This is a genomic window from Actibacterium sp. 188UL27-1, assembly GCF_016901225.1.
GTDB lineage: Bacteria > Pseudomonadota > Alphaproteobacteria > Rhodobacterales > Rhodobacteraceae > 188UL27-1.
Map to the genome: position 1 here is coordinate 377881 of NZ_JAFEUL010000002.1, position 14049 is coordinate 391929.

14 protein-coding genes are annotated in these 14049 nt (G+C 60.2%); 7 read left to right on the forward strand and 7 right to left on the reverse strand.

Annotated elements, in window-relative coordinates; genetic code table 11:
* Window positions 1-2 precede the first annotated feature (2 nt).
* The 6 genes from IU397_RS04940 to IU397_RS04965 all read left to right on the forward strand — a co-directional run bounded on the left by IU397_RS04940 (window position 3) and on the right by IU397_RS04965 (window position 6370).
* Window positions 3-905 (forward strand): ABC transporter permease, encoded by a 903-nt coding sequence (locus IU397_RS04940; protein WP_204411489.1) that lies wholly within the window; start codon window positions 3-5, stop codon window positions 903-905.
* Window positions 902-1756 (forward strand): ABC transporter ATP-binding protein, encoded by an 855-nt coding sequence (locus tag IU397_RS04945; protein WP_204411328.1) that lies wholly within the window; start codon window positions 902-904, stop codon window positions 1754-1756. Before IU397_RS04940 ends, IU397_RS04945 begins: the two co-directional genes overlap by 4 nt.
* Window positions 1756-2496 carry an ABC transporter ATP-binding protein gene (locus IU397_RS04950; protein WP_204411330.1) on the forward strand — a complete coding sequence of 247 codons (741 nt, stop codon included), beginning with the start codon at window positions 1756-1758 and terminating at the stop codon, window positions 2494-2496. The genes IU397_RS04945 and IU397_RS04950 overlap by 1 nt, the downstream gene beginning before the upstream one ends.
* Before the next feature lie 32 nt (window positions 2497-2528).
* Window positions 2529-2855 carry a VOC family protein gene (locus tag IU397_RS04955; protein ID WP_239479594.1) on the forward strand — a complete coding sequence of 109 codons (327 nt, stop codon included), beginning with the start codon at window positions 2529-2531 and terminating at the stop codon, window positions 2853-2855.
* A gap of 342 nt (window positions 2856-3197) precedes the next feature.
* Window positions 3198-4787 (forward strand): phosphate ABC transporter substrate-binding/OmpA family protein, encoded by a 1590-nt coding sequence (locus IU397_RS04960; RefSeq protein ID WP_204411334.1) that lies wholly within the window; start codon window positions 3198-3200, stop codon window positions 4785-4787.
* 149 nt (window positions 4788-4936) lie between these two features.
* Complete coding sequence (locus tag IU397_RS04965; RefSeq protein ID WP_204411337.1) at window positions 4937-6370, forward strand: type IV pili methyl-accepting chemotaxis transducer N-terminal domain-containing protein; 1434 nt, start codon at window positions 4937-4939, stop codon at window positions 6368-6370.
* Window positions 6371-6487: 117 nt separating this feature from the next.
* Here the strand turns inward: IU397_RS04965 and IU397_RS04970 are convergent, their stop codons facing one another.
* The 6 genes from IU397_RS04970 to IU397_RS04995 are packed head-to-tail and all read right to left on the reverse strand — an operon-like array spanning window position 6488 to window position 12803.
* Window positions 6488-7189, reverse strand: a complete 702-nt coding sequence (locus tag IU397_RS04970) for an ABC transporter ATP-binding protein (RefSeq protein WP_204411339.1) — start codon at window positions 7187-7189, stop codon at window positions 6488-6490.
* Window positions 7182-7943 (reverse strand): ABC transporter ATP-binding protein, encoded by a 762-nt coding sequence (locus tag IU397_RS04975; protein WP_204411341.1) that lies wholly within the window; start codon window positions 7941-7943, stop codon window positions 7182-7184. The genes IU397_RS04970 and IU397_RS04975 overlap by 8 nt, the downstream gene beginning before the upstream one ends.
* Before the next feature lie 22 nt (window positions 7944-7965).
* On the reverse strand, window positions 7966-9828 hold the full coding sequence (locus IU397_RS04980; protein ID WP_204411342.1) for an ABC transporter permease: 1863 nt from the start codon (window positions 9826-9828) through the stop codon (window positions 7966-7968).
* A 37-nt stretch (window positions 9829-9865) separates the two neighbouring features.
* Entirely contained in the window at window positions 9866-10429 is a 564-nt protein-coding gene (locus IU397_RS04985) for a pyridoxamine 5'-phosphate oxidase family protein (RefSeq protein ID WP_204411345.1), read from the reverse strand.
* Window positions 10430-10480: 51 nt separating this feature from the next.
* Window positions 10481-11686, reverse strand: a complete 1206-nt coding sequence (locus IU397_RS04990; RefSeq protein ID WP_204411347.1) for an ABC transporter substrate-binding protein — start codon at window positions 11684-11686, stop codon at window positions 10481-10483.
* A 49-nt stretch (window positions 11687-11735) separates the two neighbouring features.
* Window positions 11736-12803: an aromatic ring-hydroxylating dioxygenase subunit alpha gene (locus IU397_RS04995; protein WP_204411349.1), complete on the reverse strand. Its 1068-nt coding sequence runs from the start codon at window positions 12801-12803 to the stop codon at window positions 11736-11738.
* A 143-nt stretch (window positions 12804-12946) separates the two neighbouring features.
* Between IU397_RS04995 and IU397_RS05000 the strand changes: the two genes are divergently transcribed.
* Window positions 12947-13405, forward strand: a complete 459-nt coding sequence (locus IU397_RS05000) for a MarR family winged helix-turn-helix transcriptional regulator (protein ID WP_204411351.1) — start codon at window positions 12947-12949, stop codon at window positions 13403-13405.
* A gap of 21 nt (window positions 13406-13426) precedes the next feature.
* Here IU397_RS05000 and IU397_RS05005 read toward each other — a convergent pair whose 3' ends face one another.
* On the reverse strand, window positions 13427-13939 hold the full coding sequence (locus IU397_RS05005) for a hypothetical protein (RefSeq protein ID WP_204411353.1): 513 nt from the start codon (window positions 13937-13939) through the stop codon (window positions 13427-13429).
* Between the last annotated feature and the right edge of the window lie 110 nt (window positions 13940-14049).

Here is a 14049-nt window from a genome sequence, read left to right on the forward strand (position 1 = left end):
GGATGACCCTGCGCCAGTGGCTGCTGACAGATACGCCAACCTCGCGCCGCCACGCGAAGATGGCGAGTTTCTACAAGGGGTGGCTGACGCTGCGCGGCAACACGATGGCGATGTTCGGGCTGGGTATTCTGGTGGCACTGGGGCTGATCGCGCTTTTTGCGCCGCTGCTGGCGCCTTATGATTGGACGACGCAGAACCTGGGCAACAGGTTGCAACCTTTGGGGACGGAGGGGCATCTGCTGGGCACTGACAGTCTGGGCCGCGATATCCTGAGCCGCCTGATCTATGGCAGCCGCATCACATTATACATCGTGGCGCTCGTAGCACTGATCGCCCCGGTAGCGGGCTTGCTGGTTGGGACCGTCGCGGGCTATGTCGGCGGTTGGGTCGATCTGGTGCTGATGCGGATCACGGACATCTTTTTGGCCTTCCCGCGGCTGGTCCTGGCCCTCGCCTTTGTTGCTGCCTTGGGCGCGGGGATCGAGAATGCGGTACTGGCCATCTCACTGACGGCCTGGCCGCCCTATGCCCGGATTGCCCGGGCCGAAACGCTGACGATAAGGTCGTCGGACTATATCAGCGCGATCCGGTTGCAGGGGGCGGGGCCTATCCGAATCATCACCAAGCATATCTGGCCGCTTTGTATCTCGTCCCTGATCGTGCGGGTGACGCTGGATATGGCGGGGATCATCCTGGCGGCGGCCGGTTTGGGGTTCCTGGGCCTTGGGGCGCAACCGCCCAGCCCGGAATGGGGGGCCATGATTTCCGAAGGGCGGCGGTTCATCCTGGACTACTGGTGGGTGGCCACGATGCCGGGGCTCGCGATTTTCACGGTGTCGCTGGCATTCAACCTGCTGGGTGATGGGCTGCGCGATGTGTTGGACCCTAAGGATAGCGAGACATGACCCTGCTGGACGTTGGAAACCTGTGGGTGAAGTTCCCGACCCGGCAGGGAATGTTTGAGGCGGTGCGCGGTGTCTCGTTCTCGCTGAAGAAGGAGCGGTTGGGGATTGTGGGCGAAAGCGGGTCAGGCAAGTCAATGACTGGTCGCGCGATTCTGCGGTTGATCCGCAAGCCCGGCATTGTTGAGGCGGATCGGATCGCGCTGGAGGGCACCGATTTGATGCGCCTGACAGAGATTCAGATGCGCCAGGTGCGGGGCGAGCAGATCTCGATGGTGATGCAGGACCCAAAGTTTTCGCTGAACCCGGTGATGACCATCGGGGCGCAGATCATGGAGGCCTATTTGCTCCACGCCAAGGCCAGCCGGTCGGAGGCGCGCGCCAAGGCGGTGGAGATGCTGGAGGCCGTATCAATACGCGACCCGGAGCGCGTGATGCGCGCCTATCCGCACGAGATGTCGGGGGGCATGGGCCAGCGGATCATGATCGCGATGATGCTGATCCCGAACCCGCAGATCCTGATCGCGGATGAGCCGACCTCGGCCCTGGATGTGTCGGTCCAGCGGCAGGTGCTGGATATCATGGACCGGCTGGTGACAGATCGTGGGATGGGCCTGATTTTCATCAGTCACGATCTGAACCTGGTGGCAGAATTCTGTGACCGGGTATTGATCATGTATGCAGGGCGGATCGTTGAGGTTTGCGATGCCGATAAGCTGCATGCGGCGCAACACCCCTACACGCGCGGACTGTTGAATTCGCTGCCGCGGTTGGATCAGCCCCGCGCGCGCCTTGAAGTGTTGCAGCGCGATGCGGCTTGGGCTGAGGCGCCGAGCGTGTCGGGGCGGGTCTGATGCTGGATATTACGGATCTGAACGTCTGGTTCGGCCAGGGCCGCGACCGGGTTGATGCTGTGAAAGCCGCCAGTCTTGCCGTCGAGCAGGGGGAGAGTTTCGGTCTTGTCGGGGAGAGCGGGTCAGGCAAGTCGACGATCTTGCGGGCGATCACCGGCTTAGCTCCGGACTGGTCGGGCCGGATCACCGTGGATGGCACAGATCTCGGGCGGCGGCGCGACCGAGCATTCTATAAGTCGGTGCAGATGGTGTTTCAGGATCCCTATGCGTCACTGCACCCGCGCCATTCCGTCGATCAAGTGCTGAGTGAGACGCTACATCTGCATGGGTTGGGCGAGATCGACCGGCGCGTGGCCAAGCTGTTGGATGATGTGGGGCTGGGGCCGCGGTTTCGGTTTCGGTATCCGCATCAATTGTCCGGCGGGCAGCGGCAGCGGGTTGCCATCGCGCGGGCGTTGGCGGGGGAGCCGCGGCTGCTGTTGCTGGATGAGCCCACCTCAGCGCTGGACGTGTCGGTCCAGGCCGAGATCCTGAACCTGCTGACGGATCTTCGGGCGGAGCGGGGGCTCACCTATCTGATGGTCTCCCACGATTTGCCGGTTGTCGGGCACATGTGCGAACGACTGGCCGTGATGAAGGATGGCGAGATTGTAGAGGTAATGGAGGTCGCGGCCCTGCGCCGGATGGAGGCCCGCCATCCCTACGCGCAATCATTGCTCCAGGCCTCGGTCGCGGGATGAAGGTGGTTGGCCTGCATCATGTCCAGCTTGCTATGCCAGAGAGGCGTGAGGATGAGGCGCGTGCCTTTTATGCCGACATTCTGGGATTTGATGAAGAAACCAAGCCAGAGATCCTGCAAGGTCGCGGCGGGGTCTGGTTTCGGGCAGGGCCCCTGCGCCTGCATCTGGGGGTTGAGATGCCCTTTGTTCCGGCGCGCAAGGCGCATCCCGGAATCGAGGTTGAAAATCTGGATGCGGCCAAGGCGCATCTTGATTCAATGGGTCATTCCTGGAGTCAGGATGTCGACATTTCGGACATTCGCCGAATTTACGTCGCGGACCCGTTTGGCAATCGGATCGAGATTCTTGAAACGAGATGACAGCACCATTCCCGCCTGCCTCATTTCAGCCGTGAAACCGATCGGGGTCGAATTGGGTAAAAACGCGCGTTAACCAAGTATATTTGCTGACAATTTACCCTAGAATTGTTTCCGAACCTGCAACGCAACCCAGCGTGGTTTGACGCAAAGTCAGCCTAAGTTCTTCAGAATTAACCCTATATTTGAGCGTCTGCCGCCACAATTGATCAAAATTCCGCCTGATTGTCTCAGTATCTTGACCGGAGTTGTGTTAGGTGCGGGTAAAGAACTGCGTGTTCGTATGTAGCTGGTGACAAATCTTTTTGTTCTGCCCCCAGACAAGCCGAGAAGGAACATGAGAAAATGAAGATGAAACGCACGCTGCTGAATTCCGCCGCATGCTCCCTGGCAGCATTGATGTGCTTTTCGCTGCCAACTTACGCCCAGGACAAAGCTGTGACATTGCTGTCCAGCGATGGCTCGCTGAAGGTGGAAGGTGACCTGATCGACTTTGTGGATGGGCTTTATGTCGTTCGCACAGTACTGGGTGACATTCGTATCTCTGAAAGCCGCGTTCAATGTTCGGGCCCCGGTTGCCCCGCTGACGAGGTGGATGCAGACGTCACATTCCGTATCGCGGGCTCTGACACACTGGGTGACCAGTTGTTGCCGCTGATCGTGACCGGATATGCGGCCGAACAGGGGGGTGAAGCCCAGCTGATCACTGGTAACGGCGATGGCCAGGTCATTGCCGAAATGGTTGCCGATGGTGGCTTTGGCGATGAGATCGGTTCGATCATGATCGAAAGTACCTCTGCCGCGAACAGCTTTGAATCGCTTGCCGATCAATCTGCCGAAATTGGCATGTCGTCACGCCGGATCACTCGGGAAGAGGCTCGCGCCCTGCGCGATGCCGGTGCAGGCAGCATGGTCAGCATCAACAGCGAACGTGTGGTCGCCGTTGACAGCATCGTGATCATCACGCACCCGTCGAACCCGGTTGATACGGTGTCGCTGGAACAGCTTTCTGGCATCTATGCCGGTCGCATAACCAATTGGTCTGAACTGGGTGGCCTTGATGCCCCAATCAAGATCTATGCCCGCGGCGAAGGCTCCGGCACGCGGTCCGAGTTCAACCTTGGCGTTTTTGGCAGTATCAACATCGACAGCCCGGCAGGTTTGACCGTTGTGGCCGGCAATACCGAAATGGCCGCGGCCGTAAATGCCGATGAAACCGCTATCGGCTATGTCGGTTATGCTTTCCAGCGGGGCGCCAAGCCTTTGTCGGTCGCCAATAGCTGCGGTATCAAGACTTTGCCAAACGCGTTCTCGGCCAAGACCGAGGAATATCCGTTGAACCGTCGTCTGTATCTCTACAGCCGTCAGGACAATCTGAGCGAAGACGCCCGCAATTTCCTGGATTTCGCGATCTCTGAAGGTGCTGATGGTGTTGTGGCCAAATCCGGTTTCATCAACCTGGCAGTCGAGCGTCAACAACAGGAAGTCGTGCGCGATCGTCTCTCGGCCGAGATCGGACAGACCCCGGATCCCTATGAGCGCAGCCTGATGACCCGCCTTGTGGGGGATCTGGATGAATGGGATCGCCTGTCGAGCACGTTCCGGTTTGCATCTGGCTCCAGCCGTTTGGATGCAAAGGCGCAGCGCGACATGGATCGCTTGATCACGTTCCTCAAATCGCAGCCCGGCAATACCGAGGTCGCCGTTGTGGGCTTTACCGATAGTGACGGTGAGTTCGAGTCCAACGAGCGTCTGGCATATGGCCGCGCCGAAAGTGTTGCACAGGAGATTTCTGCGCTGGCACAGGGCGAGCTTGAGAATGTGTCTTTCGTCTCGAAAGGGTTTGGTGAGTTGGCGCCCGCGGCGTGCAACACCACGGCCCAGGGTAAGTCGATCAACCGGCGCGTGGAAATCTGGGTGCGTAACCCGGCTTAAGGCCCGTGAAAACAGCATGGATATCCGGGAGGTTTCATATCCTGGATATCCCATCTCTTCCATTGCAAGGGGTCCCGGCGCGCCATACGGTCGAACGTCCGCAATGTCGCTGCTCCTTTGCATCCCACTCATATTGAAAGGGTTCACGGATGTTTCAGATCACCACGAAGCTCCCTTTAAAAACTCGTATCGCGTCGGCCACCTTGGCCCTTATGGTTGGCGCTGTTTCTCCGTCTCTGGGCGTTGCGCAACAAGATGCCGTCTTTGACGGAAGTAAGGCCCGCGTGAATGTCAGCGGCCTTTTGGGTAGCATCACGCAGCGGATCGGATCGGGCAGTTGCCGGATCGCCGCTGGCTACGATGTTGAAACCGCCAAGGCCGATTTGACCGCCGCCCGTAGCGACTTCAGCAATATCATGAACGCCCTGCGCAATGGCGATCCGGCCTTGGGGATCCCCACAGCCGAAGATTTCAGCCGTGTGCTGAATTCTCTTGATAAGGTCGAGACGGCCTGGGAACCGGTTGAGGCGGCCAGCGCCCAATTGCTCGCCGGGGAAAACGTGGCCGAAGCCGCTGCGAATATTGCAACAACCGATGAGGCATTGCTGGAGGCCACAGTGAATCTGGCGGCTGAGGTGACGGCCCGCTACACCAACCCGGCCGAATTGCTGCAAGGTGATGCCATGTCGATCGGTATTGCCGGTCGTCAGCGCCTGTTCAGCCAGAAAATGGCGATGGAAGTCTGCGGTATCGCTTCGGGTCAGGAAAGCTTTGGAACGTCAGCCTCCCTGTCGGAGACCGTTGCCAGCTTTGATCGGTCACTGATCGCCCTCCGTGATGGGGAGCCGTCTGTTGGTATCGCACCACCGCCAAGCGATGCCGTTGCCGGTCAGTTGTCCCAATCCTATGACGAATGGACCGAGCGGAAGGACCGTGTGGCCCCTTACATGTCGGATGGTTCGCAACCTGACGCGACGGTTGTCGCAGCTGTCGTCGAGGACAGTGACGCGCTGTTCAAGGACATGAACAACGCCGTGACGCTTTACATGCTGTCGACGCCCGGTCAGGAAGACGTTTACCGGGTGCCGCTGCAGAATTACGCAAAGCGCGAATTGTCAAAGTGGCTGTCGAACCCCGAACTGATCGCCGCGATCAATGCGCAGAATGCGGAGCATGCGGCACTTTCGCTGGACCAGATCGACGCGTTGGACCAGGATTGGCGGGCCGAGGCAAAGTCTGGCGGTGGTGAGCTGATCACGCGGTTGCTGTCACATCCGTCTTCTGAATGGTTGCGCGGCCAGCAGACTGCGACTGCCGGTTTCGTTACCGAGGTCTTCGTGATGGACAATCGTGGGCTGAACGTTGCGCAAAGTGTTGAGACCTCCGACTATTGGCAGGGCGACGAAGCCAAGTGGAAGCAGACCTACGGCAACGGCTCCGGTGAGATGCATATCAGCGAGGTCGAGTTTGACGACAGCACGCAGTTCTTCCAAAGTCAGGTGTCGCTTCCTATCAGCGACCCAGCCACGGGCAAGTTGATCGGTGCAATCACGTTCGGCATTAACGTTCAGAGCCTGTTGTAAGCCTTTGACGTAAAGAAGTATCGGCCCCGCTGATCCATTCGGTCAGCGGGGCCTTCTTTGTTTTATACCTCGGCAGATATATTTTTGCTGACAAGAAATCGGGAGTGTCGGGGCCTGTCACACGGCGAGATAGGCGTCCCGGATTTCAGGATGTTGTGCGAGATCGGTGAGGGTGCCTGCATATTTTTCGGTGCCGCCTTCAATGATCACCACCGTGTCGGCGACGGCTTGGGCGAAGTGGAGATTTTGCTCGGACAACAGCACCGTCAGCCCTTCGGTTTTGAGTTGTTTGATCACACGCACCATTTGTTCGACGATAACCGGTGCGATGCCTTCGGACGGTTCGTCCAGCAATAGGAAGCGCGGATTGCCCATCAGTGTGCGCGCGATGGTGAGCATCTGCTGCTCACCACCTGACATTTCGCGGCCGCGATTGCTGCGCCGCTCAGCCAGGTTGGGGAAGAGCTCAAAAAGCATGTCTTGGGTCCAGGTGACGGCGCCATCGCGAGGCGGTTGGCGGCCAACTTCCAGGTTCTCCAACACTGTAAGATCGGTGAAAATGCGGCGTTCCTCTGGCACGTATCCCAGCCCCAGCTTTGCGACGCGGTGAGGCGGTTTGCCGACGAGGTTCTGACCCGCGAACTGGACCTGACCCTGGGCCGCGACCACAAGCTGCATGATCGACTTCATCGTGGTGGTCTTGCCCGCGCCGTTGCGGCCCAGCAGGGCGGTGACCTGACCGGCGGCCACTGAAAAGCTAAGGTCGTTCAGGACCTGCGCCTTGCCGTAGAAGGCGTTAACGCCGCTTAGGTCAAGCATCGGCAAAGACGGTGCCGCCGCCAAGGTAAACCTCTTGCACCCTTGCGTCGTTGCGGATCGTCTCGACACTGCCATCGGCGATCAACTGGCCGCGGTTGAGGACCATGATCCGATGGGCATGGGCAAAGACGACATCCATGTCATGCTCGGTAAACAGGACGCTCACGCCCCGTTCAGACACGATATCGGCGGTGAGTTGCATCAACGCGATGCGTTCGCGCGGGGCCATGCCGGCGGTGGGTTCGTCCATCAGCAGCACGCCCGGATCACCGGCGAGAGCCGTGGCCAGTTCCAGGCGCTTGAGGTCACCGTAGGCCAGGACGGCGCTGTGGCGGTCGGCTTGGTCCGCCATGCCGACAAGGGCAAGCAGGTTCAGCGCCTGATCGCGATAAAGGCGATGGGCATAGGGCAACACGGAATAGGTGCGATTGTGGTAGGAGATCAGGGCCATCTGCACATTCTCGACCACGGTCATCGATGGATATGTCGCGGTGATCTGAAAGGTGCGGCCCACACCCTTGCGCCAGATCCGGCGGGGGCCCAGCCCGGCCAGCGGCGCGCCGTTCAAAAAGACTGCCCCGCTGCTGGGTTTCAACTGCCCCATCAGCATGTTGAAACAGGTGCTTTTGCCCGCGCCATTAGGGCCGATCAGGGCCAGAAGCTCGCCCTTGGCCAAGGTAAAGCTGACATTGTCGACGGCTTGGATGGCCCCGAACGCACGGGACAGGTTGCGGACGTCCAAAACGGGCGTCATTGCCGGGCCTCTGGCATGAGGTTCATGACCGCGCCTCGGGGTCGCGGATCAGGCCGATGCGTTCGCCCGCGCGGCGCAGGGATCCGACGATACCGTCGGGGGCCATGATGACGACCAGGATGATGGTGATGCCAAGGACCAGACGCCAATATTCGAACCGGGTGATGTAGTCTTCGGCCCCTTTCAAGGCCGCACCGCCGACCACGCCGCCTGCTAGGGTTTTGACGCCGCCCAGGAAGACAACGATCAAGGCGTCAAAGCTTTTGGCGATCTCAAGCTCGTTTGGGAAGACGCTGCCTTTGGAGAAGACGAATAGCCCGCCTGCGAGACCGGCCATGGCTCCGGCAAAGGCGAAGGCAACCCATTGGATGCGTTTGGTGTCGATGCCCGTCGCCTCGGCCTGGCGGGCGCTATCCCGGGCGGCGCGCAAGGCGTAGCCGAAAGGGGAATGCGCGGTGTGGCGCAGCATCAGGATGCCGCCGACGCTGAGGAGGAGGGTCAGGTAGAAAAAGGCGGTCGTGTCGGAGGCCCAGTCGGATGGCCAGATGTCGACCATGCCATCGTCCCCGCCCGTGACCTCCCCCCATTGAAACACCAGCGACCAGAGGAGTTGCGCGAAGGCGAGGGTGAGCATGGCGAAATAGACGCCGGTCAGTCGCAGACAGACCCAGCCAATGATGACAGCCGCCAGCCCGGCCGCGATCGGGGCGAGCAAGAGAACCAGTTCCATTGGCGTGCCCGCATAGGTGACCAGGAGCGCCGCGGCATAGGCGCCGCCGCCGAAATAAGCAGCATGACCGAAGGAGACGAGGCCGCCCATGCCCAGCAGGAAATGTAGCGACGCGGCAAAGAGGCAGAATATCAGGATATCGGTTACCAGGACCTGGGCGAAGCTGGATCCAAAGAGCGGCAGGAATGCCAGCACGGCCAGGCCCGCCAGGACGACCAGGCGGGTCGTCAGGCCCGCAGGTTTGATCGGGCGTTCGGGCTCGCCGATCTGGCCATGTTCTCCGGCGACTTCTTCGCGGCCAAACAAGCCGTAGGGCCGGACCATCAGCACGATGACCATAACCACGAACATCAGGACCAGCGTGCTTTGCGGCAAGTAGGCTACGCCAAACACGTTGAGGACCGAGATCAGGACAGCGGCTAGATAAGCGCCGGGCAGGGACCCCATGCCGCCGATCACGACCACCACAAAGATGGCGGTCAAGATGTTGAAATCCATCAGCAAATCGGCCCCACCTTTAGGCAGTTGGATCGCGCCACCCAGGCCCGCCAAAGCGGTGCCCAGGAAGAAAACGCCCGTGAAGAGCCAGGCCTGGTTGACGCCCAAGGCGCCAACCATTTCACGGTCTTGCGTGGCGGCGCGCACCAGAACGCCCATACGCGTGCGGGCGATCAGATACCACAGGGCCAAGGCAACAAAGGGGGTGATGGCGATCAGGGCAAGGTCGTATTTCGGGACCGGCTCGCCCATGATGCGGATCACGCCGCGCAGGCCGGGGGCGCGCGGGCCCAGCACATCCTCCGGCCCCCAGACCATCAGTGTCAGGTCCTGGATCACCAGGATCACGCCGAACGTGGCCACCAGTTGGAACAGCTCAGGCGCGCGGTAGACGGGGCGCAAAACGCAGATCTCCACGATGACTCCGATCAGGCCAACGGCGACCCCGGCCAGCAGGATGGCGCCCCAAAAACCGACCGCGCCGGGCAGGATCTGCATCAATGAATAGCCGATATAGGCGCCCAGCATGTAAAAGGAGCCATGGGCGAAATTCACGATCCGGGTCACGCCAAAGATTAGCGACAGACCAGCCGCGACCATGAACAGGGCCGAGGCATTGGCGAGGCCCGTGAGGATTTGCGCAATGAAAAACGCCATCAGGGGGGGCTTGGCTTAGCGGCTTGGTGGCGAGCGATCATGGCGCTTTGGCTTTATCGGGGATCAGACCCGTGGGTGCGCCGTCCAGCGATTTCGCGTTCTTTTTGGCCCAATAAGCGGCGACGCCATCCGCGCCCATATCTTCGAAAAACGGCAGCAGTTCTGTTTCGGCGCGGCTGGCCTTGAAGTCCATCAAGGGCACGCCAGTGCCGCAGGAGGTTTGGACCGCCTCAATCGTCAGGTCAAAGACGTTGCGCGCCCCCGCATAATTCGGGAAAGCCCCAGCCGCCTCGGCCCACTCTTCATCATGGGGGTGCAGCACGGTTGCGGTTCCATAGGCCCGCAAAATCATAGCATCACCTTCGAACGCGCAGAACATGAGGGTCATCCGGCCGGTTTCGCGCACATGGGCTGCGGTTTCGTTGCCGGAGCCCGAGACATTCAGCCAAACGATCCGGTCAGCGGCGACAACCTGAAGACTGTCCAGTCCCTTGGGACTGACATTGACCCTGCCGTCGCGCCCCGCCGTGGCCACGAAAAACATGTGCTGGCCGCGGATGAAATCGATCAGCGTATCGTTAAGGCGCGTGCCCAAACCCATATGCAGGCTCCCAGTTACAGTGGCGCGGCCCGCAAAGCAGGCCGCGTTTGGTCAATTGCCAGGGCGCAAGGCCTTGGCCTCCTCAGGGGAGGGCAGGTAATCGGCGCCATCCTTGTAGGTCCAGTCGACCATGACACCGCGCCCGTCCCGCAAGGTTGTCTTACCGACGAAAGCCCCCATCGTGGCCTGGTGGTCTGCCGCGCGGAAGGTAATCTGGCCCACCGGCGTGTCGACGTGCAGATCGGCAAAAGCTTCGCGGATTGCCTCTGTCTCGGTCGAGCCTGCCTTTTCAAGGACCGCAACGATGGATTGGACAGTCATGTAGCCCACGAGCGAACCAATGCGGGGATGGTCCTTATAGGTGGCCATGTAGGCGTCCACAAAGGCTTTGTTGGCGTCGTCCTCGACACCATACCAGGGATAGCCGGTGACGATCCAACCCTCGGGTGCTTCGTCGCGCAGGGGGTCCAGATATTCCGGCTCCCCAGACAGTAGGCCCATGACGACGCGGCCATCGAACAGGCCGCGATCTGTGCCCTCGCGCACGAATTTGGCCAGATCCGTGCCAAAGGTTACGTTGTAGATGGCGTCGGGCTTGGCGCGTTCGATGGCCTGAACCTCCGCACCGGCATCAATCTTGAAAAGTGCGGGCCATTGCTCGGCCACGAACTCCGCATCCGGTTTCAGTTTCAGAAGCGCAGCCTTAAAGGCGGCCACGGCATCTTTGCCATAGGCGTAGTTCGGCGCGATGGTGGCAAAGGTCTTCGCGTCTGTCTTGGCAGCTTCCTCCGCCAGCATGCTGGCTTGCATATGGGTGGAGGCGCGCAGGCGGAACGTGTAGGGATTGCCCTTGGCCCAGACGATGGCATCGGCCAGGGGCTCAGACGCGAGATAGACGTATTTCTTTTCCGCTGCCAGGGACGAGATCGCGAGGCCGACATTCGACAGGATCGTGCCGGTCAGCATGACCGCACCATCCCGGGTCATCAATTCCTCAGCGATTTTTACGGCTTCGCCCGGGTCCCCTTGATCGTCGCGGAATATGAATTCAAGCGGCTTGCCCAGCACGCCACCGGCCGCGTTGACCTCGTCGAGCGCCAATTCGATCCCCTGTTTATAGGGGCCTGCAAAAGCAGCCATGCGTTTGTAATGGTTGATCTCACCGATCTTGATTGTGTCCTGCGCCAAAGCGCCGGTTACCGTCAGGCCAGCCGCGGTGGCGGCGATCAGGCCGCGTAGAAAATTCCTTCGTCTCATCACTATTCCCCCTGTTACCCTTCTCTCGATGGTTCGCGCTGCGCCATGGTTAGTCAACCTGCACGAAACTTGGCGCGACGGGCGCGCCCAAATCCTCGGTCGTTTCCGCCTCGATCAGGTCGCGGATCCGCTTGCGGTAGACATTTGGACCCTTGTCGATGGCGATGCGGATCGGCTTGCGCCGTTGCGGGCGTTGTTCGGCCTGGTGGATCGCCTCAAGGATCGCCTTGTCCTCGTCAAACGCGATGCGGAACATTGCGTCCATCTGGGCCGAAGCGGCGTCATCTCCTTGCGCCCGGTTCCGCAGGTGCATCCAGTGGTCAATCGTGTAATCCTCGGTCACCGGAGTGACGAAATGCAGGGCAAAGATGCGCACACCTTGATCCCGGTCGTCTTCGGGTAGGGCAAGCGTGGTATCGGCACTGCCAAAATCGATCACCGCGATGCTGGGCAGGTGCAGATGGTAGTAATGCCAGCGGTCCACATTGCCGGTGAAACCGCCGAACTTTTTAAAAAAACCGATGGGGGCGCTATCGCGGATCCAGCGCCAGGCCGTGATCGTCGCGCCGCTGGTGCTGACATGGACGGGCACATTCTCACTGGCGGCATTGCCCAGCGTGGTCGGGTGGACAAAGCTCACATGGGCCGGGTCCATTAGGTTTTCGGCCACATTCAGGTAATGCGCATGCAGGTGCAACGCATCGCCGTGATGGGCATGCCAGCCCGGGTCGCTGAATTCCGGCAGGTCGAACACATCGTCAGGGTTTGCTCCCTCAGGATCGCCCATCCAGATCCAGACAATGCCATGCCGCTCCTCCACAGGGAAGGCCGTGACATAGGCAGAGGCAGGCAGGTTCTGCTGGCCCGGCACACGCACACATTTCCCCGACCCATCAAATGTCATGCCGTGATAGCCGCATTGGATCGTGTCGCCGATCCGCTTGCCCTTGGACAAGGGCAGCAGGCGGTGGGGGCAGCGATCCTCCAATGCGACAACCCGGCCGTCCGACGCGCGGAACATCACCAAAGCCTCGCCGGTGATCGTGACCGGCGTCAACGCCTCGCCAAACGCGGTCGACCATCCGGCGACATACCATGCGTTTTTGACAAAAGGCATTGTCTTCCCCCTGTGACACTAGACCTTGGCCATTGCCGTCAGCCTGTATTGCACGTTAATACGGCAACAGAGTATTGTTTGTTGTCAAACAAAAAATGATCCGGATGGTGGCGCACCAGCCCGGTTTGCCAGCAAGGTGCACAATGATTGGGACAGATCCCGAAGATAGCGGCGTCGGCGAGATCGACGAGCCCGAACAGCCCTATCGCCTCGCCGATCAGATCGGGTTTAAGCTACGGCTGGCCAACCAGAAACACCTAGAGATCTTTAACCGGCTGATGCCCGACGTGACCCCGACGCAGTTTGCGATCCTGGCAAAACTGGTGGAGGTGGGCCCGCTTTCGCAGAACCGTTTGGGCCGTCTGGTCGGCATGGATGCCGCAACCACAAAGGGCGTGGTGGACCGCCTGCGCCGCAAGGGTTTTGTCCGCAGCGCGGCGTCCGAAACCGATTTGCGGCGGCTGGAGATTTCCTTGACTGAGGCGGGGCAAACCTTTGCGGATCGGGCGATTGAAATCGCCGCAGATGTGTCGCGCCAGACCCTGGCATCGCTGACCCAGCGCGACGTCGACCGATTGCTCAAGCTGCTGGATAAACTCTAGGGTTCGGTTCTACCATTGCATTCACCAAGCGGACGGGGCCGGGTGAATGCGCCAAGCGGCCAGACCGATCGCGGCGGATGTTTCAACCCCTGGGTCCAGACCATTGCCGCCGGAGGTCAAGTTCACACGCGTTCGGACCGTGCCATCGGGATTGACAAGGTGAACCGCCACCTCACGGTCAGTGGTCACTTTATTATAATCGACGCCAATCGCCGATGCATATCCTTCCAACAGACCGGTCAACAACTTTGGGGCCGTCCGGGCCATATCATTGATGGCAAATTGATCGGTATCTGACGGGCAGGCAGGACCAAGACAGATGAAATCCTTGGCCTGCACGCGAATGTTGCCAAGGTCCGGTGTGGCAATGGTGAATTTTTCGTCAATGGCGGAGACCAGCTGCCCGGTCAGAGTAATGTCGCCGCCCGCGGATTGCAGGGTAACCAAGGCCGTGGATTGCGTGATGCCAACGCACGCCCATCCGCCAAATGCTATAAGGGTGGCGCCTGAAAGGGCGCGTCGCAGAATACTCATAAAAACTCCCGTGCTAGATCCGCGCGACCACGGCCGGCGGCTCATCGTTGCTGGTGCATGTAATTGTTACCGAACCCTCCCAATCACCGTCCCGCGAAATAGTTAACAGA

Bases quoted from the DNA above. Each gene is read 5' to 3' on its own strand.
- IU397_RS04940 (WP_204411489.1), top strand. From the start codon at position 3: ATGACCCTGCGCCAGTGGCTGCTGACAGATACGCCAACCTCGCGCCGC.
- IU397_RS04945 (WP_204411328.1), top strand. From the start codon at position 902: ATGACCCTGCTGGACGTTGGAAACCTGTGGGTGAAGTTCCCGACCCGG.
- IU397_RS04950 (WP_204411330.1), top strand. From the start codon at position 1,756: ATGCTGGATATTACGGATCTGAACGTCTGGTTCGGCCAGGGCCGCGAC.
- IU397_RS04955 (WP_239479594.1), top strand. From the start codon at position 2,529: ATGCCAGAGAGGCGTGAGGATGAGGCGCGTGCCTTTTATGCCGACATT.
- IU397_RS04960 (WP_204411334.1), top strand. From the start codon at position 3,198: ATGAAGATGAAACGCACGCTGCTGAATTCCGCCGCATGCTCCCTGGCA.
- IU397_RS04965 (WP_204411337.1), top strand. From the start codon at position 4,937: ATGTTTCAGATCACCACGAAGCTCCCTTTAAAAACTCGTATCGCGTCG.
- IU397_RS04970 (WP_204411339.1), bottom strand. From the start codon at position 7,189: ATGCTTGACCTAAGCGGCGTTAACGCCTTCTACGGCAAGGCGCAGGTC.
- IU397_RS04975 (WP_204411341.1), bottom strand. From the start codon at position 7,943: ATGACGCCCGTTTTGGACGTCCGCAACCTGTCCCGTGCGTTCGGGGCC.
- IU397_RS04980 (WP_204411342.1), bottom strand. From the start codon at position 9,828: ATGGCGTTTTTCATTGCGCAAATCCTCACGGGCCTCGCCAATGCCTCG.
- IU397_RS04985 (WP_204411345.1), bottom strand. From the start codon at position 10,429: ATGGGTTTGGGCACGCGCCTTAACGATACGCTGATCGATTTCATCCGC.
- IU397_RS04990 (WP_204411347.1), bottom strand. From the start codon at position 11,686: ATGAGACGAAGGAATTTTCTACGCGGCCTGATCGCCGCCACCGCGGCT.
- IU397_RS04995 (WP_204411349.1), bottom strand. From the start codon at position 12,803: ATGCCTTTTGTCAAAAACGCATGGTATGTCGCCGGATGGTCGACCGCG.
- IU397_RS05000 (WP_204411351.1), top strand. From the start codon at position 12,947: ATGATTGGGACAGATCCCGAAGATAGCGGCGTCGGCGAGATCGACGAG.
- IU397_RS05005 (WP_204411353.1), bottom strand. From the start codon at position 13,939: ATGAGTATTCTGCGACGCGCCCTTTCAGGCGCCACCCTTATAGCATTT.